Below are 13383 nucleotides of genomic sequence, written 5' to 3' on the forward strand. Positions count from 1 at the left end.
AAAAAAACCCGCCACACGTGGCGGGTTTTTTTACAGCTGCCCGAATTACTCCGGACGAACCTGAGCAGCCTGCATGCCCTTCTGGCCGCGCTCGGCGACGAAGGAAACAGTCTGGCCTTCTTTCAGGCTCTTGAAGCCGTCAGATTCGATGGCTTTGAAGTGTACGAACAGGTCGTCGCCGCCGCCTGCTGGGGTGATGAAGCCGTAGCCTTTCTCATCATTGAACCATTTGACGGTGCCTTGTTGGCGATTGGACATGAGGTGAATCTCCAGAACATTTAGTTTTTTCAGTGGTGCAATGCGGCCGAGGCTACGGAGCACGGGAACATCATAGTCTAATTCTGCGCATCTAGCGCTGTTTACCTTCGCAGGATATTGATCCGAGGCAAATAGTGCGTCGGTCACACCCGCGCCAGGCTCATTTCGGCTTGCAGGCAGCTTGTACGACCGACTGGGCTTTCTGCATCAGCTTGGTGTCCACGCCATCCTTGCTATCCAGGTCCTGAATCTCCTTGTCGGTGAAATTCTGCTTGATCGCCTGGGCACCACAGTCACAGTGCTTCTTGGCGGTCGCGGCATCCAGGCCCTTGTCGGTTGCCACCTGGGTGCATTGGTTCATGTATGCGGCCTCCTTCCCGGCGGGGAAGTTGCCGGCAGTGGCAGCCATCGGTAGCAGCAGGGCGCCAGTGGCCGCCAGGGCCAGAAGAGACGGTACTCGCATAACCAGTTACTCCTTGGGTTAAGGTCTCATCAAGAGTAGGTTGCTTCCCAAGGTCTGATAGGACTTTTCCTGGGTTAGTTCATCCAGGCGATGTAATTTCCAAATATTTCTGCCGGCCCTGCAACCCGCGTGCTAGCATGGTCGGCTTGCAGCTCGCCTCTGGCAGCTTGCAGCTATTTCTCATTTTCCAGTCACTCTGGTTCGTCCTGGCAAGCCGAAAGGCTTCTGCCACTGTGAGGCAGGCTTCCCGGCGGGAAGGCAGGTCGGATCTTGTACTGGCTCATCCCAACCCACGTGACCTTTGGTAGGGGTCACCACTAGGAGAGGAGGCGCCATGCCCGTTATTACTCTTCCCGATGGCAGTCAACGTTCGTTCGATCATGCCGTATCCGTTGCCGACGTCGCCGCATCTATTGGTGCCGGCCTTGCCAAGGCGACCGTGGCCGGCAAGGTCGACGGCAAGCTGGTCGATGCCTGCGACCTGATCCACAACGACGCCACCCTGCAGATCATCACCCCTAAAGATGAAGAGGGACTGGAGATCATCCGTCACTCGTGTGCCCACCTGGTCGGCCACGCGGTGAAACAGTTGTACCCAACCGCCAAGATGGTCATCGGTCCGGTGATCGATGAAGGTTTCTATTACGACATCGCCTACGAGCGGCCCTTCACGCCTGAAGACATGGCTGCCATCGAAAAGCGCATGATGGCGCTGATCGAGAAAGACTACGACGTGGTCAAGAAGATGACCCCGCGTGCAGAGGTCATCGACGTGTTCAAGGCCCGTGGCGAAGACTACAAGCTGCGCCTGGTCGAAGACATGCCCGATGAACAGGCCATGGGCCTGTATTATCACGAAGAATATGTCGACATGTGCCGCGGCCCGCACGTGCCGAACACCCGCTTCCTCAAGGCGTTCAAGCTGACCAAGCTGTCCGGCGCCTACTGGCGCGGCGATGCCAAGAACGAACAGCTGCAACGCGTCTATGGCACCGCCTGGGCCGACAAGAAGCAGCTGGCGGCTTACATCCAGCGCATCGAAGAAGCCGAAAAACGCGATCACCGCAAGATCGGCAAGCAGCTTGACCTGTTCCACCTGCAGGAAGAGGCGCCCGGCATGGTGTTCTGGCATGCCAACGGCTGGACCGTGTACCAGGTGCTCGAGCAGTACATGCGCCAGATCCAGCGCGCCAACGGTTACCAGGAAATCAAGACCCCGCAAGTGGTCGACCGCATTCTCTGGGAGCGTTCCGGCCACTGGTCGAACTATGCCGAAAACATGTTCACCACGTCGTCGGAAAGCCGTGATTACGCGGTCAAGCCGATGAACTGCCCGTGCCACGTGCAGGTGTTCAACCAGGGTCTGAAGAGTTATCGCGACCTGCCGCTGCGCCTGGCCGAATTCGGTGCCTGCCACCGCAATGAGCCGTCTGGCGCCCTGCACGGCATCATGCGCGTGCGCGGCTTCGTGCAGGACGATGCCCACATCTTCTGCACCGAGGAGCAGGTCAAGAAAGAGGCGGCCGACTTCATCAAGCTGACCCTGGACGTCTACAAGGACTTCGGCTTCAGCGACATCGCCATGAAGCTCTCCACCCGTCCGGCCAAGCGTGTCGGCTCCGAGGAGCTGTGGGACCGTGCCGAAGGTGCGCTGGCCGATGCCTTGAACGAATCGGGCCTGGAGTGGGAATACCAACCGGGCGAGGGCGCGTTCTACGGACCGAAGATCGAGTTCACCCTGCGCGATTGCCTGGGCCGTAACTGGCAGTGCGGCACTTTGCAGTACGACCCGAACCTGCCTGAGCGCCTGGACGCCAGCTACATTGCCGAGGACAACAGCCGCGTGCGCCCGGTCATGCTGCACCGCGCCATCCTCGGCTCGTTCGAGCGCTTCATCGGCATGCTGATCGAGCACTACGCCGGTGTGTTCCCCGCATGGCTGGCGCCGACCCAGGCGGTGATCATGAACATCACCGACAAACAGGCCGATTTCGCCCTCCAGGTGGAAAATGCACTGAACGGTAGCGGTTTCCGTGCCAAGTCGGACTTGAGAAATGAGAAGATCGGCTTTAAAATCCGCGAGCATACTTTGCTCAAGGTCCCGTACCTTTTGGTTATAGGGGACCGCGAAGTCGAAACGCAAACCGTCGCTGTGCGTACTCGTGAAGGCGCTGACCTGGGCTCCATGCCCGTCGCCCAGTTCACCGAGCTGCTGACACAAGCGGTTTCCCGGCGTGGTCGCCAAGAATCGGAGTAATGACTATTAAGCGTGAAATGAGAAATGATAAGCGTGCTGTACCGAAGGCCCCGATCAACGAGAATATCTCGGCCCGCGAGGTTCGGTTAATTGGCGCAGACGGCGAGCAGGTTGGCATCGTCTCGATTGATGAAGCGCTTCGTATCGCTGAAGAAGCGAAGCTGGATCTGGTGGAAATCTCTGCAGACGCGGTACCGCCTGTCTGCAAGGTGATGGACTACGGCAAGCACCTCTTCGAGAAGAAGAAGCAGGCCAACGAAGCCAAGAAAAACCAGAAGCAGATCCAGATTAAAGAAATCAAGTTTCGTCCAGGGACGGAAGAAGGGGATTACCAGGTAAAACTACGCAACCTGGTACGTTTCCTTGCCGATGGGGACAAGGCCAAGATCTCTCTGAGATTCCGTGGTCGTGAGATGGCCCACCAGGAGCTGGGCATGGAGCTGTTGAAGCGGGTCGAAGCTGACCTCGTGGAATACGGCACCGTGGAACAGCATCCTAAGATGGAAGGACGCCAGCTTATGATGGTCATCGCCCCCAAAAAGAAGAAGTAATCTCCCGGGCACGGCAGGCCTGATGATTATTGTGTAATTTTATCGAATGCGGAGTTCCAACATGCCAAAAATGAAAACCAAGAGCGGTGCTGCGAAGCGCTTCCTGAAGACCGCTTCCGGCTTCAAGCACAAGCACGCTTTCAAGAGCCACATCCTGACCAAAATGTCGACCAAGCGTAAGCGTCAACTGCGCGGTGCCAGCTTGCTGCACCCGTCCGACGTAGCAAAAGTCGAGCGCATGCTGCGCGTACGTTAATTCTGGTTTAGATAGAGGAAGTTACTCATGGCTCGTGTTAAGCGTGGCGTCATCGCTCGTAAGCGTCACAAGAAAATTCTGAAACTGGCTAAAGGCTACTACGGTGCACGCTCGCGCGTATTCCGCGTTGCCAAGCAGGCTGTCATCAAGGCTGGTCAATATGCCTACCGTGACCGTCGTCAGAAGAAGCGTCAGTTCCGCGCACTGTGGATCGCTCGTATCAACGCCGGTGCCCGCACCAACGGTCTGTCGTACAGCCGTCTGATTGCTGGCCTGAAAAAGGCGTCGATCGAAATCGACCGTAAGGTTCTGGCCGATCTGGCAGTGAACGAAAAAGCGGCGTTTGCTGCGATTGTCGAGAAAGCTAAAGCCGTTCTGGCTTAAGTACCCGCGACAATCACCCGGCGGTGCATGCGCCGCCGGGCATTGAACGTCATCGATAGGGGAAGAGCCTTCAAAGCTCTTCCCCTATTTTCGTATCTGGAGTCTGTACATGGAAAACCTGGATGCGCTGGTCTCGCAAGCCCTGGAGGCTGTCGAGCGCGCTGAAGACATCACTACCCTGGAACAGATCCGGGTTCAGTACCTCGGCAAGAAGGGCGAACTGACCCAGGTGATGAAGACCCTGGGCAACTTGCCAGCCGAACAGCGCCCGCAGGTCGGCGCGCTGATCAACGATGCCAAAGAGCGCGTGACCGTCGTGCTCAACGCACGCAAGGCCGCCTTTGAAGAGGCCGAGCTCAGCGCTCGCCTGGCCGCCGAATGCATCGACGTGACCCTGCCAGGCCGTGGCCAGACCACCGGCGGGCTGCACCCGATCACCCGTACCCTCGAGCGCATCGAACAGTTCTTCACCCACATCGGCTACGGCATCGCCGAAGGCCCAGAGGTCGAAGACGACTATCACAACTTCGAAGCGCTCAACATCCCTGGTCACCACCCGGCCCGGGCGATGCACGACACCTTCTACTTCAATGCCAACATGCTGCTGCGCACCCACACCTCGCCGGTGCAGGTGCGGACCATGGAGTCCAGCCAGCCGCCGATTCGCATTGTCTGCCCTGGCCGCGTGTACCGCTGCGACTCGGATATCACCCACTCGCCGATGTTCCACCAGGTCGAAGGCCTGTTGATCGACCGTGGCATCAACTTCGCCGACCTCAAGGGCACCATCGAAGAATTCCTGCGGGTGTTCTTCGAAAAAGAACTGGCCGTGCGCTTCCGCCCGTCGTTCTTCCCGTTCACCGAGCCCTCGGCGGAAGTCGATATCCAGTGCGTGATGTGTTCCGGCAAAGGTTGCCGTGTGTGCAAGCAGACCGGCTGGCTGGAAGTCATGGGTTGCGGCATGGTCCACCCCAACGTGCTGCGCATGTCTGGCATCGACCCTGATGAGTTCCAAGGCTTTGCCTTCGGCATGGGCGCCGAGCGCCTGGCCATGCTGCGCTATGGCGTCAACGATTTGCGTCTGTTCTTCGATAACGACCTGCGGTTCCTGGCGCAATTTCGCTAGGCCCAATCGACGCACTTTCTAGGAGAACAGCATGAAATTCAGTGAACAGTGGCTGCGCGGTTGGGTAAACCCGCAAGTCTCCCGTGACGAACTGGTCGCCCGCCTGTCCATGGCCGGCCTTGAAGTCGACAGCGTCACCCCCGCTGCCGGCCAGTTCAGCGGCATCGTAGTGGGCGAGATCCTCGCCACCGAACAACACCCAGACGCCGACAAGCTGCGCGTCTGCCAGGTCAGCAACGGTCAGGAAACCTTCCAGGTCGTGTGCGGCGCGCCTAACGCCCGCCCTGGCATCAAGATTCCGTTCGCCATGATCGGCGCCGAACTGCCTGGCGACTTCAAGATCAAGAAGGCCAAGCTGCGCGGTGTCGAGTCGTTCGGCATGCTCTGCTCGGCAGCCGAATTGCAGATCAGCGAAGAGAACGACGGCCTGCTGGAACTGGCAATCGACGCTCCGGTTGGCGAGGATATCCGCCAGTACCTGAGCCTGGACGACGCCAGCATCGAGATCGGCCTGACGCCGAACCGCGGTGACTGCCTGTCCATCGCCGGCCTTGCCCGTGACGTCAGCGCGCTGTATGACGTACCGGTCACCCGCCCGCTGGTGCCAGCCGTTGCGCCTGCGCATGACGAAGTGCGCCCGGTCGAGGTGAGCGCGCCAGCGGCCTGCCCACGTTACCTGGGCCGCGTGATCCGTAACGTCGATTTGAGCAAGCCGACGCCGCTATGGATGGTCGAGCGCCTGCGTCGCAGCGACGTGCGCAGCATCGATGCGGCCGTCGATGTCACCAACTACGTGATGCTTGAGCTCGGTCAGCCGATGCACGCTTTCGACCTCGCTGAAATCAACGGCGGGATTCGTGTGCGCATGGCCGAGGAGGGCGAAAAGCTGGTGTTGCTCGACGGCCAGGAAGTGGCCCTGCGTGCCGATACCCTGGTCATCGCCGACCACACCCGGGCACTGGCGATTGCCGGCGTCATGGGCGGCGAGCACAGCGGTGTGAACACTGAGAAGACCCGCGACCTGTTCCTGGAAAGCGCCTTCTTCGAGCCGATTTCCGTCGCCGGTAAAGCGCGCTCCTACGGCCTGCACACCGATGCCTCGCACCGCTACGAGCGAGGTGTCGACTCGCAACTGGCCCGCGAAGCCATCGAGCGCGCGACTCAGCTGCTGCTTGATATCGTCGGCGGCGAAGCCGGCCCGGTGGTTGAAGCCGTCAGCGAGCAGCACCTGCCGAACATCGCCCCGGTAACCTTGCGCGCTGAGCGCATCAGCCAGATGCTGGGCATGCAAACGGACCCGGCGCAGGTCGAGCAACTGCTCAACAACCTGGGCCTGACGACTCGAGCGGCTGGGGAAGGGCAGTGGACCGTCAACGTGCCAAGCCACCGCTTCGACATCAGCCTGGAAGTCGACCTGATCGAAGAGTTGGCTCGTCTGTACGGTTACAACAACCTGCCCGTGCGTTACCCGCAAGCGCGCCTGGCGCCGCAAGCGCGTCCGGAAACCCGTGGTGAGCTGCCAAACCTGCGTCGCCTGCTGGTAGCCCGTGGCTATCAGGAAGCCATTACCTACAGCTTCATCGATCCCAAGCTGTTCGAGCTGTTCAGCCCAGGCGTCGAGCCGCTGTTGCTGGCCAACCCGATCTCCAATGACATGGCCGCCATGCGCGCCTCGTTGTGGCCCGGCCTGGTCAAGGCGCTGCAGCACAACCTCAACCGCCAACAAGACCGCGTGCGCCTGTTCGAAAGTGGTCTGCGTTTTGTCGGCCAGCTCGGCGATCTGCAGCAGCAGCCAATGATCGCCGGCGTGGTGACCGGCAGCCGCCTGCCTGAGGGCTGGGCCAACGGCCGTGACAGCCTCGACTTCTTCGACGTCAAGTCCGATGTCGAAGCCCTGTTGGGTTACAGCGGTGCGCTGAGCGATTTCACCTTCGTCGCCGGCAAGCATCCGGCCCTGCACCCTGGCCAGACTGCTCTGATCCAGCGTGACGGCAAGGATGTCGGCTATCTCGGCGCCCTGCACCCGGAGCTTGCCAAAGCCCTGGACCTGGACCGCCCGGTGTTCGTCTTCGAGCTGGTGTTGGAAGATGTGGTCGAAGGCCGCCTGCCTAAATTCGGCGAATTGTCCAAGTTCCCAGAAACCCGTCGTGACCTGGCTTTGATCGCAGGACGTGATGTAGCGTCTCAAGCAGTGCTTGACGTAATTCGTGACAATGCAGGCGAATGGCTCACAGACCTCAGGCTGTTTGATGTCTACCAGGGTAAAGGTATTGATCCTGATAGAAAAAGCCTGGCCGTCGGCTTGACCTGGCAGCATCCATCGCGCACTCTTAACGACGATGAGGTGAACACTACCCTGCACAACATCCTCACCTCGCTCGAACAAAGGTTGAACACCACGTTAAGGAAATAACGGCATGGGTGCTCTGACGAAAGCTGAGATGGCCGAGAGGCTGTACGAGGAGCTGGGGCTTAACAAGCGTGAGGCCAAGGAGTTGGTCGAGCTGTTTTTTGAAGAAATTCGGCACGCACTTGAAGAGAACGAGCAGGTCAAATTGTCCGGTTTCGGCAATTTTGACCTTCGCGACAAACGTCAGCGGCCGGGCCGCAACCCCAAGACTGGGGAAGAGATCCCGATCACCGCACGGCGCGTCGTCACCTTTCGTCCAGGGCAGAAGTTGAAGGCCCGGGTTGAGGCCTATGCTGGAACCAAGCCATAACGACGAACTGCCCCCCATACCGGGCAAACGCTACTTCACCATCGGTGAAGTCAGCGAGTTGTGTGCCGTAAAGCCACACGTGCTGCGGTATTGGGAGCAGGAGTTTGCGCAACTCAATCCGGTGAAGCGGCGGGGCAACCGGCGGTACTATCAGCGCCAAGACGTGCTGATGATCCGCCAGATCCGGGCCTTGCTGTATGATCAGGGCTTCACCATCGGCGGGGCGCGCTTGCGGCTTTCCAGTGATGAGGTGAAGGATGAGTCGAGCCAGTACAAACAGCTGATTCGGCAGATGATCGTCGAATTGGAAGATGTATTGGTGGTTTTGAAGAAGTAGCTTGGCGGTTTCTGATGAGTGGAAAATTTTTTGAGAAAAAAGCTTCCATTAATCATGAGCTTAGGGTACATTCTTCAACGTTCTTGGCAACATCGAGAACATGCTTCAAGCCCAGTCGGGGCGTAGCGCAGCCCGGTAGCGCACTTGCATGGGGTGCAAGGGGTCGAGTGTTCGAATCACTCCGTCCCGACCATATATTTCAACGACTTAGCCACCTCCGGGTGGCTTTGTTGTTTTTGCATGTGGGGAGTTTTTCGGGACTTCATCCGATTTTCCTCTTCAAGATCGTCAACACCGGCCCGCGAGAGTCAGTTGTTGATACCATGTTCACAGCCTCAATCAGCTTCCCCAGCTCAGCGCCGGAGTAGTGGCTGGTGATGCTGCCGTTCTTGTGCCCGAGCAGTGACTTCCGATCCTCTTCAGTAACGCCTGCTGCCCGCAGTCGTCGACCGAAGGTGTGTTTCAAGTCGTGAATCCTGATCGAGGCATATCCAGGGTGAGCGGGGCGAAGGTTTTCCTCCTGCCAGAGTTTCGCCGCTCTCACCCGTGCCTTCTTCCATGCCGAATCGTTCATTCGGTGCATCGCTGTGCCGTTGTATGGGAATACCCATTCCTTGCTGATCCCGCGCTGCCTTTCAATGATCGACTTGGCCACGCTGTTCAGCACCACCAGGCGCTCGTCGCCATTCTTTACGCCCGATCGGGCGTGTCTCCCGCCGAAGTCAGCAGGGATCAGGAAAACACTGGTTCCCAGTTCCGGCACCGATATCTCCCAATCCCACCTCAGCTTGCACACCTCTTGCTCCCGGCAGCCCGTGTTTACCTTGAACAGGGCCATCGTTTGCAGGTGGCCCGGTAACTCGTTGAAGAGGATCGACTGCTCTTCCCATGACATTGGGTAGGGCTTACGGCTCGACTTTTTCTCTTCGAGCTTCCTCAACATGGGCACACTGTCCAGCCATGGCCGGCGATCCTCGTCTCGCCACTTCCTGGCGCAGAGCGTCAAAACCCGGACCGCGCGCTCAATGGCGATGTTGATCGTCCGATTACTCACGGCCTTTTCAATGGTCCCATCCGGCAGAACCTTTTCTGTCTGCCGATCCCTGATAAACGGCGCCAGTGCCTGGTCATCAATGTGGGTCAGCGGCAGGTGGCCTAGGTACGGGTGAAGTTGCTTCATGCACAAGGCAGTCAGGTGAATGGAGGGCTGATCCTTGACCTCAAGGAGGTAGCGCATCGCTGCCTCCTCCCAGGTGTGGACCTGCCGAACGCCATATACCTTCCTTTGACGCAGCTGCTCGAGCTTATGGATCAGGTACTGCTCTGCCTCTTCCCGGTCACCAGTTCCAGTACTTTCTCGAATTCGCTCCCCTTTGTAGACTTTGTCGATTTGCCAGACACCGCCCTTCTCGTAGAGGCCGGTGATCGTTTTTCGCGCCATGTATCATCTCCTCGGCGCTCGCTGCGGGGCCGATTGTTGTCCTGTCCGGTGGCTTTTTCAATTGCCTTGGCTTCGATGTAAGCATCTGCCCACTCGTCGAGCTCCTGGCGGTCAAAGGCCACGCCCTGTTTGCCAATGGGAAACTCGCGCACGTTCGGGCGCACCGTTTTGTTGAATTCGTCCCGGCACATGCCGAGATAGCCAGGCGCATCGCCGAACCGGATAAACCGCGGCTGAATGCTGGATGGCTTTGCTGCTGTGGCATTCGCCATGGTGGTCTCCACGCCGCCGGTGGCGGCAGGTTGGTCAGTTGGTGCGGAAGACTTCTTCGCATACGGCGCGCATCTCGCTTCTGGTCCTGGCCGGCTCGCGGCCAAACCACTCTTCAGCCAGGCGCGCCAGGTCGTCGCGGATCGTTTGCCAGCCATTGCCGCGGCGCATGGCAACCACGCGCACTTGATCGCCAAGCGACTGGCATTTGCTGAGCTTCGTGCATGAGCAGATGAAAATGGCCATGAGACATCCTCGCCCGCGCATGTCGGCGGGCTTGAGTAGTGAGGGGAGGGGTTAAGCGTTCGGGTAGCCGCTGGAGATGCGATCGGCGATGGACTCGAGCTTTTCGGCCATGTACCACATGTCGTTGTTGTCGCGTCGACTGACAACTAGCGACCTGGCGCAATGGCGGTGCATCAGGATGCTGGCGGCAAAGCGTAGGAGAGTCGCCTCGAGCTTTCGTCGCAGGTAGCCTTTGCGCGGGATCATTGGACCAGCTCCTTCGGCACCTGGACGGTATCGCCGAGCTTGGCCTGTGCTATTGCCCGGCAGACGGCAGTCAGCGCGTTAGGTCCACCACCACTCGGGAACTCCTGCTGACCACTCGGCCTGCACACATAAGCGCACCAGTACTCTCCGGTTGGGCTCCGGCTGAAGCCGCTGCCGTTGAAGCTCGTTTGCACGTGGTGCTTGTCGATCAACAGCCCACCCAGCGCCCAGTCTTTCCATGGGTTGTAGCGCTTGGTGTGCTCGGTCTCGCTGGCCTGGTAGCGAGCGAACACCCGCCACGGGTTACCGTACTCCGGCGGCGCTAGGAACAGGTCCAGGCCTTCTGCCTTGCCGACGGCCCATCCCAGCGCCTCGCCGGCCAGGTCGCCCGTCTTCACTTTGATCAGTTTGGTCATGGCAGCAAGCCTTCGGGCACTTCAAAAAACTGAAGCTGCCCCTTGAAGGGGATGAAAGGGATAGGCTTAGGATCGCGCAGCACGAACGCCTTATCTCCCGAGTACCAAGGCGAGTTGCTGCAATCGACAGAGTCGACCAGCTCGACTGAGCCTATGATTCCGCCGCGCTCCAGGTCTTCAAAGCGCGGAACTTCGACGCCAAGCGGGCCGAAAACCCACGTCGCCTCGTTGTATTCGGCACGGGTCATGCCTTTGGACGCATGCACCAGAAACCGCCCGCGCATTTTCGTGTGCCAAGTTCGATTTTCGACGTCCTTGCCGCCGTGAATGATCAGCCAGGCCCATGGCTGCTTAATTGATAGTGCTTTCACAGCTCATACCTCTCATCAATCCAGCGCCCAGGCGCCATAGCGGGTGTAGGTTCGGGTTGGGTTTCGTGCGGGGATAGCTGGCGCTCGTGATGGGTAACGCACGGCGCCGCCTGCTCGCCCTTGTGCTGGCTCATCCACGAAGCGCCGATGAGCGCGCCGATGGCACCGTATGTGAGAACTTCAATTAGCCAGCCGATCATGGGTGCACCTCGGCGTTGTAGCGTTTGTAGTCCTCACCGAACTCCCAGCAGTAAGTCGCCGGCCATGAGCCTGGCGTGCCTTCCTCCACGAACACGTATCGGTGCGCGAACTCGCCCGAGCGATCCGGCACCGTCTTGCACCATTTGTGCTGCGGTCCGCCCAAGAACCAGCCCGGGTGTTCCTTCACAGCTTCAGCCATGAACACATCGACGTCGTGGTGGCCCTTACTCATTGCGATGTAGGTGTCGCTGCCGACGCTTTGCACCTCCAGCGGATACTGTTTTGCAGGCATGCGGGTTCCTTGGCCGCCATATCGCGGCAGTGAATAGAGGGGAGAGGCGTTACAGCGGGGTGGAGTACAGATGTGCTCTTGGGCGGTTACGCTTGTGCGCGCATGAATGCCGCCATGTCGCCCATCTGCTCGACGATGGTGTGTTCCTCGGCCGCTAAGGCCTTGGTGATGCTGCTCTTGAGCTTATGGCACCTTTGGCAATCGACCTTGGCCCAGTCGCCAGACAGCTCGGAGGATTCCCCTAGCCAGGTACCGCAGGGCGCTTGCTCGAGGTCATCCAGGTCGGTGAATGGCGCGAAGTGTGTCTTCACGACTTCACCTGCAGCTTCCGCTCCAGGGCGGCGCGGGCTGCCTCCACAGCTTCAGACAAATTCCTAAGACCTTGGCTGCGCAGCACACAAGCTGCCGCCACAAGTGCGTCATGGTCGTGCTCAACCGGCGCGCTCGGCTCTGCGCTGGCGTCGGTGCTGTACGACTCGACCAGCTCCGCGCGCAACGATTCGATCAGGCTTTTCTGCTGCTCAATGACGACGCGCAGCCGCTCAATTTCATCCGCCGCCTGCGATACCGCTTCGCCGTCCAAGTGATCCCAGCTGTGCCCACCAGCGTAGTTGCGGGCCATGGCGCGAAGGGTTGAAACGATTGAATCGGTCACGATTTCACCTCCGAATTTGCGTTGGTGGATAGGGCCTTGTAATCCTTGGCAATAGCTTCAACGACTTCGGCGTATGGGTGGTCATGCCAGAAATTGGCGTGACCTACGACGCGATCGAGCAGCGCATCCCGCTCGGTTATCTTCTCGAAGGCCTGATGCAGATCGTTGTGCAACTGGGTAAATGCGGCTTCGACCTTGCTGGACACCGGGCCGGTTCCAGCGTGTTCGGCCCATTCGCGCTCGGCAATCATCGCGGCCATGGCTTCACACTCCGCCAGCTGGGCGCGCAGGGCGTCGCGCTCCTGGGCATGCTTGACCTGCGTTTGTCGAAGCAGGATAGCCAGCCGCTCAATCTCGCCAGGATCGGCTCGGGTGTAGAGCGGGCCCAGCTTGGCGATCTCGTCGAGGCAGGCGTTCCAGCCGTGAGAGTCGATACGATGCTCAGGCAAACGCGCAGGCAGCGCCACCGGCTCGCCCTGGTGCTGTTCGGCTGGCGCGACCCCAGCCATAGGCCCCAGCCCAACAATCGGCAGCCCAGTATCCGCCGCGTCGCGCTCTGCCTCTTCTTTGGTCCACCAGAAGGCAGTACCAACCATCCACGCTATAGGCTCGGGGTGGGGCTGCCGGGCTGACATGGCTTGTATGATGTTCAGCAGATCATGGCGTTCAAGTTCGTCGCAGTCGCCCAGGCACAGGCGGTCACCAACGTCGCGTGTGCACTGCGCATCTTCCTCGGTCAACTCTTCGGAGCTGCCTACCCAACCGCAGCGGCGGCATTGGGCGGGGTAGTAACGTCCAACCAGCGGCTCCAGGCCAATGTATGGCGGCACGCTGACCATCTCTGTGTTGCTGGATCGGTTTTCTGTGGGCATGGGGATACCTCGCCGGGGTGG

The 13383-nt window shown here is 59.5% G+C and carries 21 protein-coding genes and 1 tRNA gene; 9 read left to right on the plus strand and 13 right to left on the minus strand.

Annotated features, from left to right (window positions below; all coding sequences use genetic code 11):
- Positions 1–45 precede the first annotated feature (45 nt).
- Positions 46–258 (minus strand): cold-shock protein, encoded by a 213-nt coding sequence (locus tag ACLEJW_RS08920; protein ID WP_003250656.1) that lies wholly within the window; start codon positions 256–258, stop codon positions 46–48.
- Between the two features lie 160 nt (positions 259–418).
- Positions 419–721: a hypothetical protein gene (locus ACLEJW_RS08925; protein ID WP_145182673.1), complete on the minus strand. Its 303-nt coding sequence runs from the start codon at positions 719–721 to the stop codon at positions 419–421.
- A gap of 334 nt (positions 722–1055) precedes the next feature.
- Between ACLEJW_RS08925 and thrS the strand changes: the two genes are divergently transcribed.
- The 9 genes from thrS (at position 1056) to ACLEJW_RS08970 (ending at position 8545) form a co-directional block, all read left to right on the plus strand.
- Positions 1056–2978 carry a threonine--tRNA ligase gene (thrS, locus tag ACLEJW_RS08930; protein ID WP_145182676.1) on the plus strand — a complete coding sequence of 641 codons (1923 nt, stop codon included), beginning with the start codon at positions 1056–1058 and terminating at the stop codon, positions 2976–2978.
- Positions 2978–3529 carry a translation initiation factor IF-3 gene (infC, locus tag ACLEJW_RS08935; protein ID WP_178108280.1) on the plus strand — a complete coding sequence of 184 codons (552 nt, stop codon included), beginning with the start codon at positions 2978–2980 and terminating at the stop codon, positions 3527–3529. The genes thrS and infC overlap by 1 nt, the downstream gene beginning before the upstream one ends.
- A gap of 61 nt (positions 3530–3590) precedes the next feature.
- Positions 3591–3785, plus strand: coding sequence for a 50S ribosomal protein L35 (rpmI, locus tag ACLEJW_RS08940; RefSeq protein WP_003250667.1), 195 nt, complete (start codon positions 3591–3593; stop codon positions 3783–3785).
- 27 nt (positions 3786–3812) lie between these two features.
- Entirely contained in the window at positions 3813–4169 is a 357-nt protein-coding gene (gene rplT / locus ACLEJW_RS08945; protein WP_003250671.1) for a 50S ribosomal protein L20, read from the plus strand.
- A 109-nt stretch (positions 4170–4278) separates the two neighbouring features.
- Positions 4279–5295 carry a phenylalanine--tRNA ligase subunit alpha gene (gene pheS, locus ACLEJW_RS08950; RefSeq protein ID WP_440777371.1) on the plus strand — a complete coding sequence of 339 codons (1017 nt, stop codon included), beginning with the start codon at positions 4279–4281 and terminating at the stop codon, positions 5293–5295.
- 31 nt (positions 5296–5326) lie between these two features.
- Positions 5327–7708: a phenylalanine--tRNA ligase subunit beta gene (gene pheT, locus ACLEJW_RS08955; RefSeq protein ID WP_440777372.1), complete on the plus strand. Its 2382-nt coding sequence runs from the start codon at positions 5327–5329 to the stop codon at positions 7706–7708.
- Positions 7709–7712: 4 nt separating this feature from the next.
- Entirely contained in the window at positions 7713–8015 is a 303-nt protein-coding gene (gene ihfA / locus ACLEJW_RS08960) for an integration host factor subunit alpha (protein WP_003250679.1), read from the plus strand.
- Complete coding sequence (locus ACLEJW_RS08965; protein WP_145182685.1) at positions 7996–8352, plus strand: MerR family transcriptional regulator; 357 nt, start codon at positions 7996–7998, stop codon at positions 8350–8352. The genes ihfA and ACLEJW_RS08965 overlap by 20 nt, the downstream gene beginning before the upstream one ends.
- A gap of 116 nt (positions 8353–8468) precedes the next feature.
- Positions 8469–8545, plus strand: a tRNA-Pro gene (locus tag ACLEJW_RS08970).
- Between the two features lie 69 nt (positions 8546–8614).
- On the opposite strand, the gene ACLEJW_RS08975 is transcribed toward ACLEJW_RS08970, so the two are convergent.
- The 11 genes from ACLEJW_RS08975 to ACLEJW_RS09025 all read right to left on the minus strand — a co-directional run bounded on the left by ACLEJW_RS08975 (position 8615) and on the right by ACLEJW_RS09025 (position 13362).
- Positions 8615–9778 (minus strand): tyrosine-type recombinase/integrase, encoded by a 1164-nt coding sequence (locus tag ACLEJW_RS08975; RefSeq protein WP_440777504.1) that lies wholly within the window; start codon positions 9776–9778, stop codon positions 8615–8617.
- Positions 9664–10065, minus strand: coding sequence for a hypothetical protein (locus tag ACLEJW_RS08980; RefSeq protein WP_247732010.1), 402 nt, complete (start codon positions 10063–10065; stop codon positions 9664–9666). Before ACLEJW_RS08980 ends, ACLEJW_RS08975 begins: the two co-directional genes overlap by 115 nt.
- A gap of 34 nt (positions 10066–10099) precedes the next feature.
- Complete coding sequence (locus tag ACLEJW_RS08985; RefSeq protein ID WP_069017414.1) at positions 10100–10309, minus strand: hypothetical protein; 210 nt, start codon at positions 10307–10309, stop codon at positions 10100–10102.
- Positions 10310–10360: 51 nt separating this feature from the next.
- Entirely contained in the window at positions 10361–10555 is a 195-nt protein-coding gene (locus ACLEJW_RS08990; protein WP_440777373.1) for a hypothetical protein, read from the minus strand.
- A complete protein-coding gene (locus tag ACLEJW_RS08995) occupies positions 10552–10971 on the minus strand; it encodes a phage protein NinX family protein (RefSeq protein WP_440777374.1) in 420 nt (139 codons plus the stop codon). The genes ACLEJW_RS08990 and ACLEJW_RS08995 overlap by 4 nt, the downstream gene beginning before the upstream one ends.
- A complete protein-coding gene (locus ACLEJW_RS09000; RefSeq protein ID WP_440777375.1) occupies positions 10968–11342 on the minus strand; it encodes an ASCH domain-containing protein in 375 nt (124 codons plus the stop codon). The genes ACLEJW_RS08995 and ACLEJW_RS09000 overlap by 4 nt, the downstream gene beginning before the upstream one ends.
- Positions 11339–11542, minus strand: a complete 204-nt coding sequence (locus ACLEJW_RS09005) for a hypothetical protein (protein WP_440777376.1) — start codon at positions 11540–11542, stop codon at positions 11339–11341. The genes ACLEJW_RS09000 and ACLEJW_RS09005 overlap by 4 nt, the downstream gene beginning before the upstream one ends.
- Positions 11539–11835 (minus strand): hypothetical protein, encoded by a 297-nt coding sequence (locus tag ACLEJW_RS09010; protein WP_440777377.1) that lies wholly within the window; start codon positions 11833–11835, stop codon positions 11539–11541. The genes ACLEJW_RS09005 and ACLEJW_RS09010 overlap by 4 nt, the downstream gene beginning before the upstream one ends.
- Positions 11836–11921: 86 nt before the next feature.
- Entirely contained in the window at positions 11922–12146 is a 225-nt protein-coding gene (locus tag ACLEJW_RS09015) for a hypothetical protein (protein WP_440777378.1), read from the minus strand.
- Positions 12143–12490: a hypothetical protein gene (locus tag ACLEJW_RS09020; RefSeq protein ID WP_440777379.1), complete on the minus strand. Its 348-nt coding sequence runs from the start codon at positions 12488–12490 to the stop codon at positions 12143–12145. The genes ACLEJW_RS09015 and ACLEJW_RS09020 overlap by 4 nt, the downstream gene beginning before the upstream one ends.
- Positions 12487–13362, minus strand: coding sequence for a hypothetical protein (locus ACLEJW_RS09025; protein WP_440777380.1), 876 nt, complete (start codon positions 13360–13362; stop codon positions 12487–12489). The genes ACLEJW_RS09020 and ACLEJW_RS09025 overlap by 4 nt, the downstream gene beginning before the upstream one ends.
- Positions 13363–13383: the final 21 nt, after the last annotated feature.

Source organism: Pseudomonas sp. SMSB3 (assembly GCF_052041965.1).
Lineage (GTDB): Bacteria > Pseudomonadota > Gammaproteobacteria > Pseudomonadales > Pseudomonadaceae > Aquipseudomonas.